Origin of the sequence: Limosilactobacillus albertensis (assembly GCF_014145555.1) — a bacterium.
Lineage (GTDB): Bacteria > Bacillota > Bacilli > Lactobacillales > Lactobacillaceae > Limosilactobacillus > Limosilactobacillus albertensis.
Window position 1 is genome coordinate 20,974 of record NZ_JACIVD010000043.1, and the last position, 24,821, is coordinate 45,794.

Below are 24,821 nucleotides of genomic sequence, written 5' to 3' on the forward strand. Positions count from 1 at the left end.
ATGTTGCAGATTTTTTATACTCTAAATTAGATTTAATAATCAAATAATTCAGTTGAAAGGTAACGGTCACCGCCATCAGGAGCAACTGTAATTACTTTTTCGCCTTTGTCAAGCTTCTTAGCAACCTCAATTGCGCCCTTGATATTAGCACCAGCAGAAATACCAACAAGGATTCCTTCTTGGTGGGCAACATCACGAGCTGTGGCGATTGCATCATCGCTCTTGACTTCGAGGATTCCATCATAAACGTCAGTATCGAGGACTTTAGGTACAAATCCAGCACTGATTCCCTGAATCTTATGTTTACCGCCTTTGCCCTCCTTCAAAACTGGTGATTCAGCTGGTTCAAGTGCATAAACTTGGACAGATGGGTTAGCGTTCTTCAAAGCGTGACCAACTCCCGTCAATGTACCACCGGTTCCAACACCAGCAACGAAAGCATCGGGAATATCGTTGCCAAATGCTTCAAGAATTTCTTTCCCTGTCGTCTTTTCATGAATATCAGGGTTAGCAGGATTATTAAATTGCATCGGCATGAAGTAGCCCTTTTCGTTTACTAGCTCTTCTGCCTTTGCGATTGCTCCCTTCATTCCATCGGCACCAGGAGTAAGGATTAATTCGGCACCGTAGCCTTGCATGAGCTTTCGACGTTCAACACTCATTGTTTCAGGCATTGTGATGATCAAGTGGTAACCCTTAGCAGCAGCAACCATCGCAAGACCAACACCAGTGTTGCCTGAAGTAGGTTCGATAATGGTACCGCCAGCTTGCAATTTACCGGCCTTTTCTGCTTCTTCGATCATTGCAAGGGCAATTCGGTCCTTAATTGAGCCAGCTGGATTGAAGAATTCCAGCTTAACATAAACGTCAGCAGCATCGTCAGGAACAACCCGATTTAACTTAACGATTGGCGTGTTGCCGATTAAGTTTGTAATAGAATTAGTGATTTCAGTCATAATGTTTACTCCTTTACCAATTGTTTTGTTTTTGCGTCGTTAGCAACGGTCTGAAGCCAATTATCGAAGAATACTCGTTGGGTTCGTTGCCAGCTAAATTGGGGATCTTTCATATGAAGCGGATCACGGAAATAGTTTTGCGGCTTAATATATTCGATACCAGGATGGGTATTTCGCTCTCGTAAGTATTCTTTCAATAAGGCATCTTGACCATATTCGAGGTGTGAGAACAAGAAATATTGATGCTTGTCGCGCGCACGAAATGAAAATAAGCGATTATCTTTAGTGGTAGCATTAATAATTAAACGTGGATCATGAGCAATCTTGTTAATATCCATCTCAGCGTACCGAGCATGGGGAGCAAGAAAACCATCATCTAAACCCGTTAATAACGGATCTTCATGTTGAATATAGTTATGAAAAACGCCAAAGATTTTTTCGGGAAGAGGCATTTTGGAAATTCCATAAAGATAATTAGCGGCTGCCATTGCTCCCCAGCAAATATAGAGTTGTGGAATATTATTAGCGACTAAGCAGTCAATCAGTTGGTGAACTTCATCAAGATAAGTAATTTTTTCAAATGGAAGCTGTTCAATTGGCGCACCGGTAATAATAAAAGCATCCATCGCTGCAGCTTGTCCTAAGTCTAAGGGCTGAGAAATTTGTTGAACAAGCTTGGGAACAGGTCGTGAAGTATAATGATTTTGGGGATAAAAGTATTGAATGTTAACACGGTATGACCCAGCGGAAAGAACCTTTGTAAACCGTTGTTGAGTATCTTCTTTGTCATGCATTAGGTTAAGAATCCCTATTTTTAATGGAGCTGCCATTATGGAATCACCTCGATTTAAAATAAACTAAAAAAACTGTTACTAAAGCCTTAAAGCATCAATTAGCCACATTTAAAAAGAAGGGCTTATCTAGCTTGATTAGTTTAGCAACAGCTTGTTAGTTTTTGTTGAATAGTGGTGGTTATAAAAGTCATGAACGACATCTCCTCATTTTATCGATCGCACTTATTATTAGTAATTAAAGTGTACCCGTTGGAATAGGAAATGTCAATTTATAGCACCTAGCTTTGTTCAACGATTTTGCGGTAAATTCTTGTGGTGAGACCATAAATTGCAAAGTAAAGACATAGCAGAATTAATGTGATTGATACTGCGATTATCGTCATTAGCTGAACATTGTAAAAATTAAATTGGATTAAAATTTGACGGATCGCCGGAATAGCGAAACAAAGGTTAATAATCGCACCGACTACTGGCAGCATAAAGACCATCAATACTTGACTATGAATGCTCTTGGTTGTTTCCTTTTCACTTAAGCCAACTTGTTGCATCGTTCTGAAACGAGCTTGATCTTCATAACCTTCAGTGATTTGTTTGAAGTAGATGACAACAGTTGTCGTGATACCAAGCGCAAAACTGATGAGAATTCCTAAAAAGACGATTCCGCCATAGAGACTTGTTAACTGGCTCTTAAGATTTGTTCGAGAAGAATATACTTGGTTTGGTAAATGTAGCTTAGCCTGTAAATCATTCTCAAATTGAAGATGCTCTTTTTTGCTTCCTTTTAGGTGATAGTCGATCCCAGTAAAGTTAATTGTGGCAGTATTTGCAGGAAGGTTATTGGTAATTACAAAAATGGGGGAATAAATCGAATGGCTAGGGTTGAAGTAATAATTGAAATTATGGAGGACCTTTGCCTGATACTTTTGTGAGCCTACTTGTAAGGACCCCTGATGTTCCTTGGCAGGAGAATAAATTAACGCCTTGTCTTTTCCTAGTTTGACTTTTTGACCTGAAATGCGATTATAAGTAGCGGTTGACATTGTAATGATCGAATTAGTGGTTTGATTAGTCATATTTTCTAAACCACCTTGAATAATAAAATGATTGTTTTTCCAGTATCCGTATTGTGGCGCGCTGGTGGTAAATGTTAGCGGCTTATCAAGGTGGGCCTGATGTTTACTTGCAACTGACTTGATAGTAGCTTCTTGCTGAGAAGAAAGTTTTTGCGGAGTAATAATAGTAAGGTCACGAGGGGCAAAAGAATTAACAGTATCATTGATTCCCGCATACATGGTTAATGAGGTAAAGAGGATCACGAGGACAGAACTGCAAAGTAAACAAATCGTTGCAAGACTAGCACCGTTTTGTTCCATTCGTTGTAGCATTCCTGAAATAGCAATGAAGTGACGAGGCCGATAATAATATCGTTTGTTCTTTTGAAGAATTTTAAGAACAATGATACTTCCAGTAATGAAAACAAGGTAGGTTCCAATTACCACTAAGAAAACCGCCAACATGAATGTCGATAAGGCGGATATTCGGGGCTTAACAGTAATTGTAAGGTAATAAGCATAAGCAAGGGCAGCGACCCCAAGAAGTCCAGCAAAAGTAAATAGCTTTCCGTGACGAGCAATTTTAGCTTGCTTTGGCTGCCATAATTCATTGGGATTTAAACGAAATAGTTTTATTAAGTCAATAACCATCAAGATTAAGAAAAAGCCGCCGATAATTAAAATTGTGTTGGTTACAGCAGGCCACGCTACCCATGGCAGTGATAGATGCTCAATTTGCAATAAATGAGCAAAGCCGAGAAATGCAAGGCGGTCAAAAATAACTCCGAATAAAATTCCGATAAAAAGACTAATTACTAGCAGGTATAATTTTTCAATAATTGTTAATACCTGTAAATCACGACTAGTCATTCCCAACATGCTATACAGACCCATTTCCCGCTGACGTTGTTGCCATAAGAAACGATTAACATAAATCATAAATGCAAGGGTTACAAGAATGATAAAGGTTGATCCTGTCTGCATTAATGCTTTAGTTACAGCTGCGCTTGGTAAATTTTTAAGACTACGGTTAATTTCAACTGCCTTAAAAATATAGTTAATAGCGACTAGCATTATCATAGAAGCAAGGTAAGGAATGTAGACCTTAAGATTACGCTTAAAACTAGAATTGATTAGTTTAAAGAAGAGCATTGTTTATTCACCACCATTCGTTAATGTCATCATTGTTTGGCTAATTTGCTGTTGATAATCTTTAAGTGAAAGATCCCCACGATAAAGCTCATGATAGATTCGTCCATCCTTGATAAAGAGGGTGCGTTTAGCATGACTAGCAGCAGCGGCACTGTGTGTAACCATGATGATAGTTTGACCGTTAGCATTAACCTCATCAAAAAGTTCGAGAATTTCGTTGCTGGTATTTGAATCTAAGGCCCCAGTTGGTTCATCGGCAAGGAGAAGGTCAGGGTGAGTGATTAGGGCACGAGCAATTGCAATACGCTGCTGTTGTCCTCCTGAAATCTCACTTGGAAAACGGTTAATGATTTTATTAATTCGTAGACGGTCAATTAAGGGCTTGATTCGTTCTTCCATTGTTGTAACAGGTGTTTTTGCTAGAACAAGCGGTAAATAGATATTGTCACGATTGGAGAGGCTGTCAAGTAAGTTAAAGTGTTGAAAAACAAAGCCAAGATGTTCGCGACGGTAATGTGCTGCGTCGTCTTTTGATAGTTGACGAAGATCTTGCCCATTAAGAACTACCTGACCATTAGTTGCCTGTTCTAGGGTTGCGATTATATTTAACAAGGTACTTTTACCAGCACCAGATTCACCCATGATTGCCACATACTCCCCTTCTTCAACTTTAAAGGTAATATCTTTTAAGGCCATAACAGGGTTCGCGGAGTTAGAGTTGTATACGCGTTGAACGTGTTGAAGATTTAATACTGTCATAATAATTTTCCTTTCTGGTAAAACGCTAGGTTTGATTATGTCTTAATTATAAAAAGGTTCTGTACTACTTCCTACTTACGGAAACGTACAGAACCTTACAATTTTGTAAGCTTTAAATTAAGCATGTTTAACGTTGGCTGGCTGAAAAGACAAAATAGCTGTTGTTCCCTGGCCTTGGATTGATGAAACGCTAACCTGGAAGTTTAATTGTTGAGTAACCTTTTTAACAAGGTACAACCCCATGCCAGTAGCAGCAGTTGTTTGGTGACCATTTTCCCCAGTGAAGCCATTTTCAAAAATTCGTGGAAGATCAGTCGTTGGAATTCCACAACCATGGTCAGTGATCCGTAATGAATTAATTTCCCAGGAAATATTAATAGTACTGTTGGGGGATGAGTATTTGATTGCATTTGAAAGTAATTGTTCAATACAAAAACGCAACCATTTACGGTCAGTAAGAATAGTAACTCCAGTTAAATTTTGTAACTCAGGAATAAGCTGTTTATTAATAAAAATAGCTGAGTTTTGCTGTAAGATTGCATTCACTAGCTGGGCAATATTAACCCATTGAAAATCGTAATCGTGGTTATTAATCGCTAGGCGTTCATCGTTTAATAGTAAATTTAAATAATAATTTGCCTGGTATGTATTTTTCTTAACTTCTTCACTGGTGACTGTTAGTGAATTTTCTGCAGCAGCAGTTAAACTTGTTAAATAATTTTTGATTTCGTGGGCAAATAATTCAAGGTGGTCAAGTTGTTCATGTTGTACTGCTTGTAATTGACGGATAGTCTGGATGTTTTTTGAGCGTTCTTTCTGCAGAATTTCAATAAGTTTTCCTTCAGTTATATTGGCGGGGCTAAAGTTATCAAGCTGTGAAATCGTTAAATGGCGAAGACGATAGAATTGAATTGCACCTGTCCCAATAAGCCAAATGATAAAAACTGGAAGGGAAAAACGAATAATGTCACCCCAAAAAACGGCAGGAAGATTATATAAAATTGCTAGCAGACCGATTAGACCAATTAAAATTATATAACCGATAGTAGCAGGGAATATTGAACGGCAAAATAATTTGAAATAATACTTATTCATGATCAACCACCAGGCGATAACCAAGGCCACGTTCTGTGTGAATACATTGACGTAAACCAATTGTGCTTAGTTTAGTTCTTAGACGGCTAATATTGACGTTGAGGGTATTTTCATTGAGATATTTTCCACCTTGCCATAACCATTGCAGTAGTTGATCTTTAGAAACAGTTTTATTGCGATGACTAAGTAAAACTTGTAGCATTGCCCCCTCAGTTGGAGTAAGTTGCGCAGTGCCGTATGCATTTGTAAGAACATTAGTAAGCGGGTTAAATGAATTATGCCCCCAGTCTAGTTTTTCCGTATCGGTTACCTGCTTATTTCGGCGTAACAAAGCTTGGATCTTTGCTAAGAGGACGGTCATTGTGAATGGCTTCATGATGTAATCATCAGCCCCAGCCGTAACTGCGTGCATGACATTGGTATCAATTTCTGCTGCAGAAATTACGATGATCGGTACTTGACTGTATTTACGGACTTCCTGAATCCAATAAAAACCATCAAAAGTAGGAAGAGTAATATCAAACAAAACAAGATCTGGCTTTGCGGTAATAATCTCGTTTGCAACGTTTGCCCAGTCCTTAACTGTGATGGTATCATGTTGCCATTTGCTTAAATTTTGCACAATTGCATGGATAATGTCGGAATTATCCTCAACAATAAATATTTTAGCCATAATTTTTCCTCGTAAGTAGATTTAACATCATAATACATTAGTTAGTTCAGAAAGGAAAATACATGTTTGACAATTTTGAATGACTGTTTGAGAATAAGGCAAAAGGAAGTGGGAATGGATGGACATTAAGGATAATTTATTAACCCTAGCTGATGGTAACAAAATGCCACAAGAGGGTTTTGGCCTGTACAAGGTAGATGGACAGGAAACGATGAATCAGGCGGTAAGCAAAGCGTATGAGATAGGTTATCGCTTATTTGATACTGCACAACTATATGGCAATGAACAAGAAGTTGGTAATGCCTTTAAACAATTAGCAATTCCACGTGATAATATTTTTGTTACAACAAAAGTCGCTGAGAAAAACCAGGGCTATGAGAAGGCAATCGAATCGGTCAAAGAATCATTACATAAACTACAAATGGATTATGTTGACTTATTACTTGTTCACTGGCCGATTGAACGTTCATTTTTTGATACATGGCGGGCGTTTGAAGAAATGAAGAAGGCGGGACTTACACGATCGATTGGTGTAAGCAACTACCAAATGATTCATCTTCAGTATTTAGCAACGCAAGCAAGTGAAATGCCTGTTGTTGATCAAATTGAACTGCATCCCCTATTAACGCAAAAACCGTTATTACAATTTAATCGTCAGCATCAAATTGTAACGCAAGCATGGAGTCCGCTTGGCAGGGGAGCCGTTCTTAATGAGTCAATATTAAAAGATATTGCCGTTGCTCATAATAAATCAACCGCGCAAGTGATCTTACGCTGGCATTTGCAAAACGGCGTGTCATTTATCCCTAAGTCAGTTCACGAAGAACGAATCGCACAAAATGCTGATATTTACGATTTTGAACTTAGTGCACAAGAAATGGCGCAGATCGACTCATTAAACGCCTACCATCGGACCGGCCGTGAACCAGAATTGGTGTATGAATATAATAAGCAATATTAAAAAAGCAGCAAAGCGATTGGAAAATTATCCACTCACTTTGCTGTTTTGTACTACTCTAGGCCCAGTTCTTTAGCATAGGCAGATTCTTCTTCACTAAGTCGTTGACGTTCACGTTCGTTATACCATGGCGAAATGGTGAAGGCGAGAACATCATTAATTAGATAGATTGAACTATTAACGGCCATTGCTAAAGTAGCTGAACCTTGCTTGTAAGAAACAAACCAAAGTACTAATTGGGCAAGACCGGATGCAAGCCACCAGAAGTATTGATTGTTAAAACGTAAGAAACAGATGACACCAGCAGAAAGACTGATGGAGAAACTAATTGCATCAATCCATGGTCGTGGATCATCAGTTAAATTACCAATCAAGTAACCTGAAACGAGATATACCGCAATGGTTGCCACAATAGCGATTGACCATGAACGGGCATTGAACTTACGAATCTTAGAAGCCATGTTAACGTTCCAGTTTGCAGAAAGTAATACTGGTAAATCGAGGGTAATAACATAGGCGATTTGCTCAACAATACTTAAATAATTTTTAGCACTAAAACCAGCAATGATGAAACACAGTGCTGATAGAATGCCTAAGAAACCATTTACTGACTTTGCTGCATTAATTGCTAGAACACAAAGGACACCAAGCGTGGTACCGATAAAAGTAATGACAGTAACCCATGTTATCGGGGCACTGACTAAGGTCATAACCTGACAGCCTAAACTGAAAAAGAATAGGTAATAGTTTTGTTGTGGCCAGCCCTTTAACTGGTGGGCAAGAAATTTTAAATAATTGCTAAGCATCAATATAACTCCCTCTACTATATGTTGTATAAGTTGTGCTTTATATCAACTGAGAACACAATATGTTGTGGCTGTGAAAAAGCGACGTTTAATAGTATAGCGGGTCAAAATCAGAGATGCAATACCGAAAATTTTGTTTAATCAGTTGCTTAGAGCAATTGAACAGCGAGGAATTAACCCTATTACCGAAAATAATAAATTTAAAAATTTCTGCTGTAATATTAAAGAAACTAAAATAGCTTATCAATGTTATAACTCAACTTTAATAATCTTAACCCGATATGATGATTGTGGAGCTTCAACGGTTACAATGGTTCCGGCGGTTTGATGAAGGAGGGCTTGACCGAGCGGGGAGTCGAAGGAGATCTTTTGTTTAGCAATATCAGCTTCTTGCTTACCAACAATATGGTAGATTTCTTGCTCATCATCATCTTCAAATTCAATTGTGACGGTCGTACCAAGGTCAACAGTATGATCATCGCTAGGAGTCACAATTTCAGCGTATTGAAGCTGCTTGTTAAGATAACGCAGTCGGCTTTCGAGGTGGCGAAGTTCTCGCTTAGCAGTACTGTATTCCGTGTTCTCTGATAAGTCGCCAAGGGCGCGGGCAGCTTTTAGCTGTTCTATTTTCGCTGGACGCTGCTTTTGTAATCCAGCAATTTGTTCCTCAATTTCATGATAACCATTAGCAGTCATTTTTTGAAAATAGACATTTTTCATTGCTTCTTGGATCTTTTTTCGTTGCATTGGTGTAATATCTCCTTATGTATTAACAATCTAGTTATATTTACTAGATATAATTATGATATGATAGAAAGGAAAATTCAATTTGGAGACGGAGGACAATAGATAATGAACGAACAAGAACAGCATATTGACCAGTTCCTTACTTCGTCCAACTATCATCAGTTATCTGCTAATCAGCAAAAACATGCACAGGATATTTTGACTCGTTTTAATAACCAGATGGCAAATGATCAGCATTTGACCGATACTACTTGGACACCAGAAGCAGTAAAAGCGGTCATGGTCGGGGAATTTATCGCTGATCCATCATTAACTAATCAATTTGGGATTGCGGTTGTTCCGGTTTTACGTGCTTACCAAGAATTTTTGAAAGTTGATAATCTCGCTGAAGTCGTTAAGGCGATGGAAGAACAACGGACAAAAATGAATGAATGTCGTAAAGCACATAAGACATGGGCCCAATTACACGGAGCTGAAGAGCACGAAGAAGAATCAACGCCAGTTCAGGACGCTTCAGCTAAAGAAAAAGTTACGTGGACACCTGAAAAATTTAAGGACTTGTTAGCAAATATTCAACAAGCTATTAAAACTGATCCGCACTTTAGCAATCTTGAATTAGATAATGTCGAACTAAATTATGTTGTACAAGAGTTCTTAGAATTAATGGTTCAAGAATGTGCTGAATATCCAGATCAGTGGACTTTCAGTAATTTACAGCGGGTATTGGGCATGATGATGCCACTGGATCCGCATATCTCAATAAAGCAGATTCATAATATTGTACCAAGTGCACAGGCATTATTTGAATATATGAAGCAAAATGATTATATTGATATGGATCAGTATAAGCTCGGTTTAAAGGCAATTGCCAATATGCAACCGTCAGAAGACATGCTTGCTTCATTAAATCGTGATGAACGTGAAACCCAATTAGTTCTATCATTCATTAATAGTAATGGGATCGATACAGATGATGCAGATGTGGCCGAAGCATGGATGGATGATCATAAGCAAGAAGTTGCTGACTTTATGCGTGGTCTGTTAAATCCATGGGGTGAATATGAGCGGAAACGTTTAATTAAGCGTCAACGTGAAATGCAACAAAAGCAACAGCAACAAATGGCTGTAAGTGACCATACCGATCCGCAGTTAAAGCGGAAGAAAAAATCGCTTCAAGGTATTAAGTTTAGTAAAAAGGCCCGGCGCAAGCTACGTCGTCGGTAATTCTTAAAGGAGGAATCCGTAATGAGCGTTGAAATTCCAGAAAATATGGAAGATGTAGCAATGCAACTAGCTCAACACAAGGTTCGCGGTGAGCAGGTTGATGAAACAACTGTTATTCAAAATGCGGTTCGGGATATACTCCAAGCATTTTTTGACGAAGCTCTTGAAGGTCATTATGATGATGTTAACTGGGATGAAAATGACTTAGTTGTTACTGATGTTATGGGTAATGAGGCTGGTCGTGTTCACCCGCAGTCAGATTCATTTGTTAATGATTTTAAGACGGATGCTGATTCGTTAATTGAACGACTCGAGGATGAAACGGCTAGAATTGTTGGTGGTCGTTAAAGCCTAATAAAAGAAAAAATGACCGGTGGAATATTTCCATTGGCCATTTCTCTTTTTAAAGACGATTTTTAATTTCATATGGCTTAGATTTTTTATGTTCAGCTGGCAAAGCATCTTTAGCATAAAAAATAGCATATTCTTTATCGTTAGGGTCCTTTGCGATAACAAGATCGTCATTGCGACGCTCGCGCTTGAAAATTTGACCCTTCCGAACTGCTTCATTGTAATCATTAATGTTAGCAACTGAATCGCCAGGATTAAAGAAGATTCTTGTTTCCATTATCATTTCCTCCTTACGCACGACTTGGTAAATCAACTTGTGCTTTTGCTAGAATATGTCCTTTGGCGGCGTGAATGAAATCATTAAGCCAGTACTTGTTTTTTAAAGGTAATGTGTCATCCAAGGCAAACACCATTAAGGTATAGTTATGAGTTTTATCAGGTGGTTGTGGACCTACGTAGCCGCTGGTAATAAGTGGATCGCCATTTACTAGTGAACCGGCATTACTATTATTTCCTTGAACGAATTGAGCGGCTAAGTCTCGACTAGCATTAGCAGGAATATCTGTTAAAGTTCCGGGGATGTTAGCTGCTAGCCAATGAATCCACGTGAAACCACAAACAGGTGTTGAATCATAATCAATAAATACAATCGCAAATGTTTTGGTATCGGCAGGAGCGTCTGTAATCTTTATTGGGAATGATTTGATTGGATGATCAGCTAATATATCCGCTGCAGGCGCGTATTTACCATATTCATCGGCTAACATTCCGTTAACTAATGGTACTGAGATTTGCATAAAAATCCCTCCTCATAAACAATTATAATCTAGGTCAGTCTAAATACAATTCCCGCAGTTCTTTTATTTCAGCAGGAGTTATCCCGAGATATTCGTTGAGGTAATGATCAACATTCCCATAATTTTGATTAATATTTTTTATTGCGGTATTGATGTAATCAGGTGCAACGGAAGCGAGAGCGGCACGATTCGTTACCAATTCTTCACTAGCTCCGTTATCGCGCATTTCTTGTAGCCAGTTGTTGCGGAACTCTTGAGTAACAGTATTGGTCAATAAGTAATCTTCTATAATAACTTTTTGTTCTACCCCCAGAGCGCTAAGGATAAGAAATGACGCCATTCCAGTCCTATCTTTTCCAGCAGTGCAGTGAAAAAGCAAAGCACCGTGTTTATTGCTTAATAGGAGCTTAAATAAATTTTGATATGCTTGCTTTGCAGAATTAACAGTTGTCATTCGCTGGTAGACATCAATCATATGATGATATCCATTGCCCGGTTTCTGCATTTGCGCAGCGATTTCCTCATCACTATGCGATGCATCGGTTTCATCTGATTGAAAAACCGGCAAATGATAGTAAGTAGCAGTAGCAGGAACACGATCAGGAGCCTTTTTTACTTCATCAGGGGCACGCAGGTCAACATCAATTGTAACCGGGATTGCGTCTAGTACTTTTAAATCATCTTGTCCCAGTCGAGCGAGCGATCCAGTTCGAAGCAGCCGTTGCCATTTTGTTGTGTGCCCGTCGACAGTAGGATAGCCGCCTAGGTCGCGGAAATTATAGCCATTTTTTATTGGTAATAATCGTTGGTTAGCCATGGGAATCCTCCTCATATTATTTCTTAGTTTTATTGTACACTGGATTTATGTAAAAGCGGACTTAAAGCTTTTGCCAGCATTTTTCCTTCTGCAATGGCACCTAGCTGATCGGGGTGTAATCCATCTGTAAAACTATGCTTCCAGCTATTGGTTTCGATGATGGGACACTGATGATTAGCTGCAATTGTCCGAATCTCTTGGGCAAAAGTTTGACTAAATGGAACCATTATTGCCAACGGGGCATTTGGAAAAGTTAATTTGACTTGTTGGACAAATAAGTCAAAAGCAGCAACGAATTGTTTTGAAGGGAAACGGCGATCGTTGACACCTAAGTTAAGTACTGTTAAATCAGGATTATTAGGGGTCCATAAATCTTGTGCATCGATTCTTGCTAAAAACTTATCAGCAGTGGGAACGCCGCCAGTAGCAGAGCGCAATACTCCGCCAGCAGAATAGGCAATTCGGACGCTATCAGCATTGAGAATATCAGCGCTAATGGCTGCATAATTTTTCTCGGGACGATAATCAAATGAAGGATGGTTACCAGCAACCCAGCATCCAGCAGTAATAGAGTCGCCAATAAAATTGATTATGGAACGTTTGGAAGCTGGAAGAAGGTTTCCCTGATTCAGGATAATTTCCTTAATCGCAAAGCCCTCATTACCAGTCCACACTTCATCAATATCGGTATTACCGGCCGCCATAATCTCAATAATATGTGATTCGGGACTTACAGAAATTGCGATTTTTCCTAAAGCAGCTTGATAGCGGTGCCAGTCCCCGTTATCAATCCGAATAGCAAAAATCTGGCTTGGTGAAAGGAAGTTTTGATTTGCGATAACTTCCACATAACACTTGGTAGCTTCTTGGACTTTAAAACGTAGATAACTACCCAAATTGGTTGTATACAAGGCGGTAGTATCGTTAATTTTTTTAACTGTCCAACGACCTGTCCGCGAAGCAAGCTTAATTAAATCTTTTGGGATATATTTTTTCATAAAAAGCCTCCGTCTATGTTAAATAGTGTAGCATTTTGATAGGCAACGGGGCTATTTATTTTTACTTTTTAGAAAGCGTTTTCTTTATTGATAGGATTAATTTGAAAGCGCTTGTTGACGGGCGAGTGAAAAAGGAGTAAATTATATTTAGTAAAAGTTTACTAATGTTTGTTTGATGTATGGAGGTTATTCTGATGGATAAGCAACAATTTTTAGCTGAATACCAAGATGTCTTTAAGGAACCAGGACAAGATGTATTTTTCTCACCAGGTCGGATCAATGTAATTGGGGAACACACTGATTATAATGGCGGACACGTTTTCCCTTGTGCTATTAGTATTGGTACGTATGGAGTATACGGTCCGCGTGAAGATACAACGGTTGCTATTTACTCGGCAAACTCAGCCAAGGAAGAAGATAGTAAGATTATTACTTTTGATATTAATGATGAAGAACCGCAAAGCGCAAAAGACGAGAAGTGGGTTAATTACTTCAAAGGGATGCTGGTTTACTTAAAGCAACGCGGTTTTAAGATTGACCATGGTTTTAATTTATACATTCATGGATTTCTTCCATATGGCTCAGGCTTATCGTCATCTGCATCAATTGAAATGCTGATGGGTAATATCTTAAAAGATGAATTTAACCTTGACATTGATGAGATTGAACTTGTTAAGCTTGGTCAAAAAACGGAAAATGATTTTGTCGGCTTAAACTCTGGAATTATGGACCAATTCGCGGTTGGAATGGGTAAAGAAAATAATGCAATTTACCTTGACTGTAATACCCTTGAATATAAGTACTTGCCACTTGAACTAGGTGACTACGAAATCGTGATTATGAGTACCAATAAGAACCACTCATTAGCAGGTTCAAAGTATAATGAACGGGTTCAAGAATGTGAAGAAGCTGTTAACCGGCTTAATAAGAAACTTAATATTACTAAACTTGGTGAATTAGATTCCGATACGTTCGATCAATACACTTACTTAATTAATGATGACACGTTAATTCGCCGTGCCCGTCATGCTGTTAGTGAAAACGAGCGGACAAAGAAGGCCATTGACGCAATGGAAAAGGGTGACCTTGAAGAATTAGGCCGGTTAATCAATGCTTCTCATGTCTCGCTTAAATATGATTATGAAGTTACCGGAAAAGAATTAGATACACTAGCTGAAAATGCATGGGGTCAGCCAGGCTGCCTTGGTGCTCGAATGGTCGGTGGCGGATTTGCTGGTAGTGCGATCGCCATTGTTAAAAAGTCAGCAGCCGATGAATTTAAGGAAAATGTTGGTAAAATTTACCGTGACAAGATTGGTTATGACGCTAGTTTCTATGATGCTGAAGTTGTTGATGGACCACATAAGCTTTAATAGTATTTTAGTGGGGGAATGAGAAAATGAAGTTAATGGAAAAGTTTGCTGATCAGGTAATCGCCAGTGGAACGTATGAACCGCTTGATCGAATTTATATTTTAAATAAGATTCGCGGATTCGTGGGTGATGAAGATGTTGAAGCAAAAGACGATGAACCGGTTGTTAGCCAATTAGTTGATTTAGCCGTTAAGCGTGGCAAGATTGATGATGGGCAGACTGCTAGAGAGATTTTAAATGATCAATTATACGATTTGATGACACCAACGCCATCAGCAGTTAACCATAAATTCTGGGAAAAGTATCAACAGTCACCGTCAACAGCGACAAACTGGTTCTATAATCTTTGTACCAGTAACGACTATGTTAAGGTGGCAGCAATCAAGAAAAATGTTGTTTTTGACAAGCCAACAAAATATGGCAATCTTGAAATTACGATTAACCTCTCAAAACCAGAAAAAGATCCTAAAGCAATTGCTGCTGCTGCTCATGATACGGCTAAAAAGTATCCGCAATGCGCTCTTTGCATGGAAAATGAAGGTTATAAGGGTCGCCTTGGTCAAGCTGCACGGAGCAATCATCGGATTATTCGGATGACAATTGGCGGTCAGCAATGGGGATTCCAATATTCACCATATGCTTATTTCCATGAACACTGTATTTTTCTTGATAGTAAGCATGAACCGATGAAAATTAATCGGCAAACTTTAATTAACTTGGTTGAAATTGAGAAACAACTTCCTGCTTACTTTGTTGGTAGTAATGCCGACTTACCAATTGTCGGTGGGTCAATGCTTGCTCATGAACACTATCAAGGTGGTAAGCATGTCTTTCCAATGATGAAGGCTTCAATCAAAGAGAAACTAGAATTTAAGGATTATCCAGCCGTTGAAGCGGGGATCGTAAATTGGCCAATGAGTGACATTCGGCTAACAAGTGCAGATACGGAGCAATTAATTGATCTTGGAACGCATATTATCAATGTTTGGGATCATTATAGTGATGAAAGCCTTGATATTAAAGCATTTGATGGTCAAACACGACACCACACGGTTACGCCAATCATGCACCGCGAAGATGATAAGTTTATTCTTGACCTAGTGCTGCGTGACAACAATACTAGTGATAAGTATCCGCTAGGCATCTTCCACCCACATGAAAAGCTATGGCACATTAAGAAGGAAAATATTGGTTTGATTGAAGTGATGGGTCGAGCAATTCTTCCGGCACGGCTTAAGAATGAATTAAATGAAGTTAAGAAGTTCTGGCTCGGCGCTGAAAATAAGATTGCTGATAGTCACCTTCCGTGGGCTAAGGAAGTTCAATCAAAGGTAAAGATTACCGAAGACAATGTTGATGAGGTAATGGAACAGGAAATTGCCAATATATTTGCTAATGTTTTAGAGAATGCCGGTGTATTTAAAGATGATGCAAGCGGAAAAGAAGGTTGGCAACGGTTCGTTGATGTCTTAAAATAGTTTTAACCTAAAAGAGAAAGGGGCACTGAGGCAGAATGGCAGTAACATTACACGATATCGCAGACAAAGCAGGGGTATCGATTGCGACAGTATCGCGAATTTTAAACAATGATGTGACTCTTTCTGTAAACGAAAAGACGCGTCAACGGGTGCTAGCCACTGCTGAAGAGTTTAACTATACTAAACATAAGCGGGCACGAAACAACCAGGTGCAACGCGTGGCAGTTGTTCAGTGGTATTCTCTCACTCAAGAATTAGACGACTTGTATTACATGGCGATTCGAATGGGGATTGAACGGGCAGCTCAACAGCAGGGCTTGCAAACAGTTCCGGTTTATCAAAACAATATGGAAGAAATTCCGCGCGATGTTACGGGCATCATCGCGATTGGGAAGTTTAGTGATTCGCAAGTACAAGCATTGCGGCTAGTAACTTCTAATATTGTATTTGTTGATTATGATAGTCTAGCAGCTGGATATGATTGCTTGGTACCTGATTTTGAAAATGCAGTTCGTTCTGTTATTGCAGAATTTGTCAATGAAGGAATAGACGATATTGGAATGTTGGCGGGGACTGAACGGACAACTGACCAACAAATAGTTCCTGATTTGCGACGCTTTTATTTTGAGAGCACCTTACGTCAACAAAACCTTTATCACCCAGAATTTATATTTGCTGGCAACTACACCTCGATGTCAGGATATAATGCAATGAAAAAGGCGATTGCAACGCTTGGTGATCAAATGCCGCATGGGATTTTTATAGCAAATGATCCGATGGCGGTAGGTGCATTAAAAGCGATTCAGGAAGCCAAGATTAATGTTCCTAATCGGATTGCGCTAATTAGTTTTAATGACACTGCAATTGTTAAATATGTTTATCCAAGTATGTCTGCGGTCCACGTAGCTACGGATGAAATGGCTCACACAGCAGTTGACATGATGATTAAACGATTGCAAAACCCTAGTAATGATCCATGTAAAACAGTTGTTGGAACGCACTTAATTCTGCGCCAGACAACTCGCTAAACCTGCTAAAAAGCAAGGTAACCGGGAATCTCTTCTCAGTCGCCTTGCTTTTTTCATTTCTTGATTCTTTTTTGATACCACCGATACGCAAAGTAAAGACAAATAACTGCCATTATACCAATAGCAATCGTAGTATATTCGTTGAAAATAATCACGATTTTATTCCAAGATTGGCCGACCCATGCCCCGAGGACAACAAGGATAGTATTCCAGAGAGCACTTCCAAGAACGGTTAAGACGCAAAATTTTCCTAATGGGGTTTGGGCAATCCCCGCAGGAATCGAAATTAAGCTTCGAATAACGGGGATGCATCGCCCGTAAAAAATACCACTGGTACCGTGATTATTAAACCAATTAACTGCTTTTTGCGCATCATCATGATGAAAGCCGAGCGCCTTGAATAACCGATGATCAAGAAGCCGGGTAAGTCGTGCAACTGTTAATTGGCGGCCGACTGCATATAGAATTAGCGCACCAATCAATGAGCCAATGGTTGCAGCGCTAATCACGCCAATAATCGACAAGGCCGTCGTAGTAGTCATAAATCCGCTCATTGTGAGAATAATTTCGGATGGTAGCGGAGGAAAAACATTTTCGAGGGCAATTAATAAGGCAATTGCTATGTACCCAAATTGATTAATAAAGTCCGTTATCCAAGCATTCATAAATTACTCCTGTTCAATTAATAGTCTTTAATAACGATATCATATTAGCAAAACTTTCAGGGAAGATTAATCTTTTCTTTAGTTAAAATTACGAATTATTAATTGGCCTTTATAGCTTTGAAGTGAATGAAACATTAGGGATAGTTCTAAAGTGTTCGGTTTTAATTGGATAAAATCTTAAAATTTGCTAAAATCTTGCTAAAAATGTGCTAAAGTATAATAAGACTACATAAGGGAGATTGATGTAAAGTGAAGCGATATCGTTTCGGGCGCCTTAGTATGGGCTGGCAGATTATGATTGGGCTAGTCCTTGGTATTATTTGTGGATTGATTTTCTATCAAAATAAGGGTGCCATCACTGTTATGCAGAGCTTAGGAACAATCTTTATCCGGCTGATTCAGATGATCGTAATGCCAATCGTTGTTTCTTGCTTGACTGTTGGAATTGCTAATATTGGTGATATTAGAAAGTTAGGACGTATTGGTGGAAAGACTTTGATTTATTTTGAGGTTTTGACGACCATTGCGTTAATTTTAGGGATAGTAATGGCTAATGTTACGCATCCTGGATCATTCATTGATATTCATAAACTTCATGCGACTGATATTTCACAATACATGTCAACTGCAAAGTCAGCTGAACACAATAGTGGATTTTGGCCATTGATTTTGTCGATTATTCCAACAAATATTTTTAAAGCAATGTCAGATGGGGATATGATGCCTGTTATCTTATTCTCTGTTCTTTTTGGACTTGGTATTGCGGCTGTTGGTGAAAAGGCTAAAATTCTGATTGACGTATTAAATGGTGTTTCAGAAGTTATGTTCAAGGTTACTAATTGGGTAATGAAGTTTGCACCAATTGGGGTCTTTGGATTGATTGGAATGACAATTGCTGAAATGGGAATCAGTGCATTACTGCCATTGGGATTATTTATTCTGATTGCATACGTGACGATGCTTATTTTTATTGTTGTTGTTCTAGGAATTACCGCCCATATATTCCATTTACGTTATTGGAAGACGATGCGAGCTATTCTTGATGAGATTGTATTAGCATTTACAACTGCTAGTTCTGAGGTTACGTTGCCACGATTGATGAGAAAGACTCATGAGATGGGTGTAAGCAAGGGAATTACCGCCTTTGTTATTCCAACCGGTTATACCTTTAACCTTGATGGATCTGCTATTTATCAATCACTAGCTGCAATCTTCTTAGCACAGGCTTATGGTCTCCATCTTAGTCTTGCTCATCAGATTACCTTATTAATTGTATTGATGATTACAAGTAAGGGGATGGCTGGTGTGCCGGGAGCCTCGTTTGTTGTCCTTCTTGCTAGTGTATCGACGATTGGCGTTCCAATGGCTGGATTAACTTTTATCGCCGGAATTGACCGTTTTGTTGATATGGGACGGACTGCCGTTAACGTGGTTGGTAATTCAATTGCTACACTTGTTATTGGTGAATCAGAAGGTGCGCTTGACCGTGAAAAGTATAATGCATACTTAGATAATTACGGAAAAGAGACCTCAACAAAGACTGAAACTGAATAAAATACAAAAACGAGGTGAAGAAAAATTCTTGGACCTCGCTTTTTTATGCTACTTTTGTTCATTTTGTTCTTCTGGTAGATTATTTTGCGACGATGCTAACCTAACACCACGATGTTCGACACTAGTGCTAAAGACGATTTGTGTACTAGTTTTACCGAATCGTTGTTGAATAGTATTGATAAAATTGTCTAAGTCAGTAGTTGAGGGAAAGACAACCTCCATTATTTCAGAATAATCACCGGTTACACAATTACATTCAATTACATTCGGAATTTGTTGAATGTATGGATAGAATTCTTGCTTTTGTCGTGGCTCAAGCTGAACTTGAATGAAGGCTTTAACATGAAAATCGATTTTTTCCATGTTTACACTTGTATGATAACCAGTGATAATTCCGCTTTTTTCTAATTTATTAATTCGCGCTGCAATTGCTGGTGATGAAATAAAACATTCTTTGGAGAGCTCTTTTAAAGAAGCGCGGGCATTTTTTTGAAGAAGATTAATAATCTTTCGGTCGATCTTGTCCATTTAGTACGGCCTCACTTTCAAAAATTAAAGATATATTTGATATACTAAGGGTACTCTAATTAAAGATTAATGTATAGTATAAATTTTATAAAATAATAAATTAATTAAAATTTGTTTGAAGCATGATTATTTCAGTTTCAGTTACTTCCTTCCTCAAAAAAATGGTATAATTTAAGTAAATATATACTTGTTGTTTGAATGGAGGTTCAAACTTATGGATCAAGAATATCAAAACATCCTAGTTCCAGTTGATGGTTCTAAGGAATCAGAATATGCATTACACCGAGCTATCGCTATTGCCAAGCGAAACGGCGCTCATATAGATATCTTAAATGTTATTGATACACGAGCAATGGCTTATAATTTTGCTGGTATGTCAGATGGAAGTATTGCGTACCAATTGGTTGACAAATCAAAGCAATACCTTGATGAATTATTAAAGGATGCTAAGAATAAGGATGATTTTGATAACCTTGACATCCATATTCGTCTTGGTAATCCAAAGACTATTATTTCGTTTGACTTCCCTCGTGATCACCACAACGACATGATTATTATCGGTGCTAGTGGATTATCACGGATGCAACGGGCAGTGATGGGATCAGTTACATCATACGTAAAGCGTAACGCACCCGTTGATGTTCTGGTTGTACGGACTGATGTAGATCAAGTTAAGTAATTGTTTATATAGAAAGATTAGGGCTAATGGTACTAATTACTATTAGCTCTTTTCTTATACCTTGTTGCGGCTAACAACATTAGTGAGCACCACTGGGCACCTAATAATTTGTTTTCACTTAGTAGTTTACGATTGTGCTTTGTAATAGCGCCAATGTGTCTTAGGATAAATAGTAAACGGGAGGAGCTACTCTAATTAGAGTAGCTCCTCCCGTTTTGACAGAGAAAGATATTTAATTATTTTTTAGTGACTTCCATAACAACATCAGTAGTCGTTACTTTATCACCAGCATCCTTCAAGAGCTTAATATCAAAGTCTTTACTATTAGTGACAGTAACCATAACAGTATCATCAAGGCCAGCTTTCTTAATTGCTGGGTCCCAGAATTCCATTAGTTCTTGGCCTTTGTCAAAGTGTTGATCCTTATCAAAGTAACTAATAAATCCTGTACCACGAAGCTTAACAGTATCGATACCAACGTGGATAAGTAGCATAATACCATTATCAGATTCAATACCGATTGCGTGACGAGTAGAGAAGGTTGCTCGTACGGTTCCGCTAAATGGTGCGATAACCTTACCATCAGATGGTGTGATAGCAAAGCCTTTACCCATGTTACCAGAAGCAAAGGTTTCATCATTGACATCCTTTAAGTCAACGAGACTACCAGCTACAGGTGAAGTGATGTTAGTAACACCTGGTTGTGGAGTAGGGGTGGATTCACTAGCAGTATTGTCAGTGTTATTAAATTGCTTACCCCAAGTTTGTTCTAGTTCGGCAACAATCTTAGCATGTGATTTTTCATCCAATTTAACTTTAAGAACAAAGATAATGATACCAACAATAATTAAAGCAATTGGAATTAAGAACATGTAAATCTTAAATACATTTACACCATGTGCTGTAACAGTAGCAGCGGTAGCACCACCGGTCATACCAGCGGCAACAGTAGCCATAACAACAACCCCGTTAGCAACAGCCCCACCGAATTTATCAAGTAATGGACGAATTGATAGGGTAAGTGATTCATCACGGTGACCTAATTTAAGTTGACCATATTCAACTGAGTCGGTGATAGTCATAAGCACAACTAAGAAAATAATTGGTTGTGGGATAAAGAATAATTCAGCCCCAAGCAGAACTAATGCTAATGACTTACCAGCAAAGGCAAAAATTAAGGCACCAAGGACTTCAATGGAGGCAGCGCCATAGAATAACTTGTGACGACCAATCTTTCCAGAGAAGAGCGGGAAGGCAAAAACAGAAATTACACCAACGATTGTGTTTAGACCACCAAGGATTGAGAAGGCCTTGGCATCACCTAAAATATAAGTGAAGTAATAAAGTTCAAAACTGTTTAGCAAAGTTTGTCCAGTTGTGAAGAATAGGTAGGACATTGCTATAGCTAAAAGCTGGTCATTCTTAATTAGAATATGAAGAATATCTTTAAGCTTGGTTTCTTCTTTATTTTCACGAAGTAATGATTTCTGTTCGTGAGTAAATAGCCCAACACCAATGGCAGTAATTGCTGAAATTGCAGCAACAATTGCGGCAAAGATGAACCAACCACGGTCATCACCAGTACCGCCATTTTGGTTTATCGAGAAGAATAGAACCATTGGCATGATAACAAATCCGATGATCTGACCACCAATTGTTGAACCAACCCGGGCAAATGTTGCTATTTTATCACGTTCATGTGAATCAAAGGACATCGCTGGGACCATTGACCAGAAACCAACATCATTAAAGGAGTAGAACACGTCCATAATGATATAAATAATAGCAAATACAACTAAGTAGAGAATAGGATTGCTTGTGTTCAATCCTCCTAGTGGCGTGAATAAGGCTGCAAGTAAAATGGCTGAAATAATACCACCACCAACAACCCATGGCTTAAACTTACCCCATTTAGTGTTAGTTCGATCAATTGCGTTACCAATTAACGGATCAATTAATAATTCAACAATCCGTAAAATCATGATGATTGCACCGACATAACCAACCATTCGATTATCAAAGGCTTTATCATTAGTGGTAAATAAGTGACCGGTAACATACATCATAAAGTAGGTAGAAAGTAGTGCAAAGAAAGCATCATGTCCGAATGCACCTAAAGAATAGGCAAGACGAGAGCGGACAACGTGTGGATCTTTTTTTGCAGTATCAATTTTCGTATCCATGTTAACTCCCCTTTTCTACAACAACATAAAATATCTTACAGCCATAATAGTAAGCGTTTTCACGGGAAAAGTCAATGTGATTTTAGTAAAGTTTTACGAAAAAGAGGGTTAATATGAAAAAAATTATTCTTTAAAGGCCAATTGCATTACCTGTGCCTGCGAAAATTTCAACTTGTTAGCGCTTAAATTAATATATTTATTTATGATTCGCGGATCAGCATGAATATCGTTTGCTAGGAAGTCATGAATAGTAGTGACACTTTCACCAGCAAGGCGTAGATGGAGGATTGTCATTGTGACTGCTAATTGCTCTACTTTAGCGGCAGAAAGGGTAGCAGGGGCTGTTTCAACCACACCTTGATAATAACCGTTCATAAATACTTTATTCATAAAATCATCTCCCATTTAATCAAAACACTATTTAAGCGGCTTGTTAAGAAATTTAAAACTAAAAAACGACCGAGATTTCTCTCAGTCGTTAAATCAAAAACTATTTGATTATTGTTCTTCGTACCAGCTGTAGTGGAAGTTACCAGGACGGTCTGTACGTTCGTAAGTGTGAGCACCGAAGTAATCACGTTGAGCTTGAAGCAAGTTAGCAGGAAGCACTTCTGAACGGTATGAGTCGTAGTAACTAATAGCAGCACTAAGTGAAGGAACAGGAATACCAGCCTTAACAGCAAGGGCAACAACGTCACGAATAGCCTTTTGGTACTTCTTAGCAATGTCCTTGAAGTAGTCATCAAGGAGTAAGTTCTTCAAGTCTGGGTTCTTAGTGAAGGCATCAGTGATGTTTTGTAAGAATTGTGCACGAATAATGCATCCTGCACGCCAGATTTGTGCTAATTCACCATACTTAAGGTTCCAGTCGTAACGTTCTGAGTCAATACGCATTTGTTCAAATCCTTGTGCGTAACTCATAAGCTTACCGAAGTAAAGTGCTTGACGTACCTTTTCGATTAATTCTTCCTTGTTGTCGATTGAAACAGCTTCAGTGTCAACTGGTAATTCCTTGCTTGCTTGAACACGTTCGTCCTTCATCATTGAGATGTAACGTGCATAAACAGCTTCAGTAATAACTGATTGAGGAGCACCACCATCAAGAGCAGTCATTGAACTCCACTTACCAGTACCCTTGTTAGCACCACGGTCAAGGATCATATCAACGATAGGCTTGCTCTTGTCGTCACCAAGGTCGTCCTTACGAGTAAGGATGTCAGCAGTAATGTCAACAAGGTAACTGCTTAATTCACCCTTGTTCCATTCAGCAAAGGTCTTAGCAATGTCGTCAACAGGCATCTTTAATACGTTACGCATGATGTTGTAGCTTTCGTCGATTAATTCTTCATCACCGTATTCGATACCGTTGTGAACCATCTTAACGTAGTGACCAGCACCATTTGGTCCGATGTAGGCAACACATGGCTTGCCGTCTTCTTCAGCCTTAGCAGCAATCTTAGTAAGGATTGGAGCAACTAAGTCGTAAGCTTCCTTTTGACCACCAGGCATAAGTGATGGACCATGAAGGGCACCTAATTCACCACCGGAAACACCCATTCCGATAAAGTTAATACCAGACTTGTCTAATTTAGCGTTACGAGCCATGGTATCGTGGAAGTTGGTGTTACCACCATCGATTAGAACATCACCCTTGTCAAGCAATGGTAATAATTCGTCGATAAGTGCATCAGTTGGCTTACCAGCCTTAACCATCATAAGAATCCGACGAGGCTTTTCTAGTGAGTCAACGAATTCCTTAATAGTGTAGCTAGGTACTAACTTCTTGTCACTGTGGTCACGCATCATATCGTCAGTCCGGTTACGGTGACGGTTGTATACACCTACAGTAAAGCCACGGCTTTCGATGTTAAGTGCAAGGTTCTTACCCATAACAGCTAAACCAACAACACCAATTTGTGCTTTTTGATCAGACATTAAAGTCACTCTCCTCAATACTTATGTAATATATTTCACAACCTCGATTATAACAAAATTTGGTGATAGTGCAAACGCTAAACATCAAATTTTATAAATAAAAAAGGGACTGTGACATAAGTCCCTAATAATAAGCGGAGTTAGATGAAATCTTCGGATTTCATTTAACTCCGTTTTCCTTTAAAATATGTATTAGTAAAAGAAAAAGACACCGACCAG

At 38.8% G+C, this 24,821-nt stretch carries 25 protein-coding genes; 8 read left to right on the plus strand and 17 right to left on the minus strand.

What is annotated here, in order from left to right; all coding sequences use genetic code 11:
• Positions 1–32 precede the first annotated feature (32 nt).
• The 6 genes from cysK to H5S41_RS00670 all read right to left on the minus strand — a co-directional run bounded on the left by cysK (position 33) and on the right by H5S41_RS00670 (position 6,481).
• On the minus strand, positions 33–956 hold the full coding sequence (gene cysK, locus H5S41_RS00645) for a cysteine synthase A (protein WP_182601592.1): 924 nt from the start codon (positions 954–956) through the stop codon (positions 33–35).
• A 5-nt stretch (positions 957–961) separates the two neighbouring features.
• The gene (locus H5S41_RS00650; RefSeq protein WP_182601628.1) at positions 962–1,789 is read right to left on the minus strand and encodes a homoserine O-acetyltransferase/O-succinyltransferase family protein; all 828 of its coding nucleotides are present in this window, start codon (positions 1,787–1,789) and stop codon (positions 962–964) included.
• Positions 1,790–2,028: 239 nt separating this feature from the next.
• On the minus strand, positions 2,029–3,954 hold the full coding sequence (locus H5S41_RS00655) for an ABC transporter permease (protein ID WP_182601594.1): 1,926 nt from the start codon (positions 3,952–3,954) through the stop codon (positions 2,029–2,031).
• Between the two features lie 3 nt (positions 3,955–3,957).
• Positions 3,958–4,713 carry an ABC transporter ATP-binding protein gene (locus tag H5S41_RS00660; RefSeq protein ID WP_182598154.1) on the minus strand — a complete coding sequence of 252 codons (756 nt, stop codon included), beginning with the start codon at positions 4,711–4,713 and terminating at the stop codon, positions 3,958–3,960.
• 117 nt (positions 4,714–4,830) lie between these two features.
• A complete protein-coding gene (locus H5S41_RS00665) occupies positions 4,831–5,808 on the minus strand; it encodes a sensor histidine kinase (RefSeq protein WP_182601596.1) in 978 nt (325 codons plus the stop codon).
• On the minus strand, positions 5,801–6,481 hold the full coding sequence (locus H5S41_RS00670; RefSeq protein ID WP_182601598.1) for a response regulator transcription factor: 681 nt from the start codon (positions 6,479–6,481) through the stop codon (positions 5,801–5,803). The genes H5S41_RS00665 and H5S41_RS00670 overlap by 8 nt, the downstream gene beginning before the upstream one ends.
• 118 nt (positions 6,482–6,599) lie before the next feature.
• Between H5S41_RS00670 and H5S41_RS00675 the strand changes: the two genes are divergently transcribed.
• The gene (locus H5S41_RS00675) at positions 6,600–7,442 is read left to right on the plus strand and encodes an aldo/keto reductase (protein WP_182601600.1); all 843 of its coding nucleotides are present in this window, start codon (positions 6,600–6,602) and stop codon (positions 7,440–7,442) included.
• A gap of 50 nt (positions 7,443–7,492) precedes the next feature.
• On the opposite strand, the gene pnuC is transcribed toward H5S41_RS00675, so the two are convergent.
• Both pnuC and greA read right to left on the minus strand, forming a co-directional pair.
• Positions 7,493–8,245 (minus strand): nicotinamide riboside transporter PnuC, encoded by a 753-nt coding sequence (gene pnuC, locus H5S41_RS00680; protein ID WP_153709229.1) that lies wholly within the window; start codon positions 8,243–8,245, stop codon positions 7,493–7,495.
• A 249-nt stretch (positions 8,246–8,494) separates the two neighbouring features.
• On the minus strand, positions 8,495–8,992 hold the full coding sequence (gene greA, locus H5S41_RS00685; protein WP_182601602.1) for a transcription elongation factor GreA: 498 nt from the start codon (positions 8,990–8,992) through the stop codon (positions 8,495–8,497).
• A 105-nt stretch (positions 8,993–9,097) separates the two neighbouring features.
• Between greA and H5S41_RS00690 the strand changes: the two genes are divergently transcribed.
• Entirely contained in the window at positions 9,098–10,216 is a 1,119-nt protein-coding gene (locus H5S41_RS00690; RefSeq protein ID WP_182601604.1) for a hypothetical protein, read from the plus strand.
• A 21-nt stretch (positions 10,217–10,237) separates the two neighbouring features.
• On the plus strand, positions 10,238–10,564 hold the full coding sequence (locus H5S41_RS00695; protein WP_182598148.1) for a hypothetical protein: 327 nt from the start codon (positions 10,238–10,240) through the stop codon (positions 10,562–10,564).
• 55 nt (positions 10,565–10,619) lie between these two features.
• Here the strand turns inward: H5S41_RS00695 and H5S41_RS00700 are convergent, their stop codons facing one another.
• Genes H5S41_RS00700 through H5S41_RS00715 form a run of 4 tightly spaced genes read right to left on the minus strand, consistent with a single transcriptional unit; the run spans position 10,620 to position 13,179 of the window.
• The gene (locus H5S41_RS00700; RefSeq protein WP_153709225.1) at positions 10,620–10,844 is read right to left on the minus strand and encodes a hypothetical protein; all 225 of its coding nucleotides are present in this window, start codon (positions 10,842–10,844) and stop codon (positions 10,620–10,622) included.
• Between the two features lie 13 nt (positions 10,845–10,857).
• A complete protein-coding gene (locus H5S41_RS00705; RefSeq protein WP_182601606.1) occupies positions 10,858–11,364 on the minus strand; it encodes a YbhB/YbcL family Raf kinase inhibitor-like protein in 507 nt (168 codons plus the stop codon).
• Positions 11,365–11,398: 34 nt separating this feature from the next.
• Positions 11,399–12,181, minus strand: a complete 783-nt coding sequence (locus tag H5S41_RS00710; RefSeq protein ID WP_182601608.1) for a tyrosine-protein phosphatase — start codon at positions 12,179–12,181, stop codon at positions 11,399–11,401.
• Positions 12,182–12,210: 29 nt separating this feature from the next.
• Positions 12,211–13,179, minus strand: coding sequence for an SGNH/GDSL hydrolase family protein (locus tag H5S41_RS00715; protein WP_182601611.1), 969 nt, complete (start codon positions 13,177–13,179; stop codon positions 12,211–12,213).
• Positions 13,180–13,373: 194 nt separating this feature from the next.
• Here H5S41_RS00715 and H5S41_RS00720 point away from each other — a divergent pair, with 194 nt between their 5' ends.
• The 3 genes from H5S41_RS00720 to H5S41_RS00730 are packed head-to-tail and all read left to right on the plus strand — an operon-like array spanning position 13,374 to position 17,058.
• Complete coding sequence (locus H5S41_RS00720; RefSeq protein WP_182601613.1) at positions 13,374–14,552, plus strand: galactokinase; 1,179 nt, start codon at positions 13,374–13,376, stop codon at positions 14,550–14,552.
• A gap of 26 nt (positions 14,553–14,578) precedes the next feature.
• Positions 14,579–16,030, plus strand: coding sequence for a UDP-glucose--hexose-1-phosphate uridylyltransferase (locus tag H5S41_RS00725; RefSeq protein WP_182601615.1), 1,452 nt, complete (start codon positions 14,579–14,581; stop codon positions 16,028–16,030).
• A gap of 35 nt (positions 16,031–16,065) precedes the next feature.
• Complete coding sequence (locus tag H5S41_RS00730; protein WP_182598142.1) at positions 16,066–17,058, plus strand: LacI family DNA-binding transcriptional regulator; 993 nt, start codon at positions 16,066–16,068, stop codon at positions 17,056–17,058.
• A 53-nt stretch (positions 17,059–17,111) separates the two neighbouring features.
• Here H5S41_RS00730 and H5S41_RS00735 read toward each other — a convergent pair whose 3' ends face one another.
• Positions 17,112–17,723 carry a DedA family protein gene (locus H5S41_RS00735; protein ID WP_182601617.1) on the minus strand — a complete coding sequence of 204 codons (612 nt, stop codon included), beginning with the start codon at positions 17,721–17,723 and terminating at the stop codon, positions 17,112–17,114.
• 249 nt (positions 17,724–17,972) lie between these two features.
• On the opposite strand from H5S41_RS00735, the gene H5S41_RS00740 reads away from it, so the two are divergent.
• Positions 17,973–19,277 (plus strand): dicarboxylate/amino acid:cation symporter, encoded by a 1,305-nt coding sequence (locus tag H5S41_RS00740; protein WP_182601619.1) that lies wholly within the window; start codon positions 17,973–17,975, stop codon positions 19,275–19,277.
• 48 nt (positions 19,278–19,325) lie between these two features.
• Here the strand turns inward: H5S41_RS00740 and H5S41_RS00745 are convergent, their stop codons facing one another.
• Complete coding sequence (locus tag H5S41_RS00745; protein WP_182601622.1) at positions 19,326–19,805, minus strand: Lrp/AsnC family transcriptional regulator; 480 nt, start codon at positions 19,803–19,805, stop codon at positions 19,326–19,328.
• A gap of 214 nt (positions 19,806–20,019) precedes the next feature.
• Between H5S41_RS00745 and H5S41_RS00750 the strand changes: the two genes are divergently transcribed.
• On the plus strand, positions 20,020–20,484 hold the full coding sequence (locus H5S41_RS00750) for a universal stress protein (RefSeq protein ID WP_153709216.1): 465 nt from the start codon (positions 20,020–20,022) through the stop codon (positions 20,482–20,484).
• A 236-nt stretch (positions 20,485–20,720) separates the two neighbouring features.
• Here the strand turns inward: H5S41_RS00750 and H5S41_RS00755 are convergent, their stop codons facing one another.
• The 3 genes from H5S41_RS00755 to gnd form a co-directional block, all read right to left on the minus strand.
• A complete protein-coding gene (locus H5S41_RS00755; protein ID WP_182601624.1) occupies positions 20,721–22,667 on the minus strand; it encodes a sugar MFS transporter in 1,947 nt (648 codons plus the stop codon).
• A 123-nt stretch (positions 22,668–22,790) separates the two neighbouring features.
• Entirely contained in the window at positions 22,791–23,057 is a 267-nt protein-coding gene (locus tag H5S41_RS00760) for a hypothetical protein (RefSeq protein WP_163704797.1), read from the minus strand.
• A gap of 108 nt (positions 23,058–23,165) precedes the next feature.
• Positions 23,166–24,602: an NADP-dependent phosphogluconate dehydrogenase gene (gene gnd, locus H5S41_RS00765; protein WP_153709213.1), complete on the minus strand. Its 1,437-nt coding sequence runs from the start codon at positions 24,600–24,602 to the stop codon at positions 23,166–23,168.
• Positions 24,603–24,821: the final 219 nt, after the last annotated feature.